Origin of the sequence: Paraburkholderia sp. SIMBA_030 (assembly GCF_046535245.1) — a bacterium.
Classification (GTDB): Bacteria; Pseudomonadota; Gammaproteobacteria; order Burkholderiales; family Burkholderiaceae; genus Paraburkholderia.
In genome coordinates this window covers 1-243 of sequence record NZ_JAWRXB010001435.1, presented here as the reverse complement: position 1 = coordinate 243, position 243 = coordinate 1, and the positions used below count along the sequence as shown (strand labels likewise).

Sequence of the window (243 nt, the reverse complement as noted above, 5' to 3'; positions counted from 1 at the left end):
CATTTCGGCGGCCGACGTCTGGCCGCTGCTCGCCGTTGCGCCGCGCTGGCCCGAGTATTACGCGAACTCGTCGGATATCCGCTTCTACGATGGCAAAGGTCCGGAACTCGAAACCGGCGTGCGCTTTTTCTTCCGCACGTTTGGCTTTCCGGTCGAGGGCGAGGTCACGGAATATGTGCCGCCCGCGCACGGCGAACCGGGCCGCGTGGCGTGGCACGGCTGGGCGGGCGAGGGCGATACGCG

General features: G+C 67.5%; 1 pseudogene. It reads left to right on the top strand.

Features of this window, described 5'->3' with window-relative positions:
• Positions 1-243 (top strand): annotated as a pseudogene (locus SB772_RS44765) (SRPBCC domain-containing protein); the annotation flags it as partial.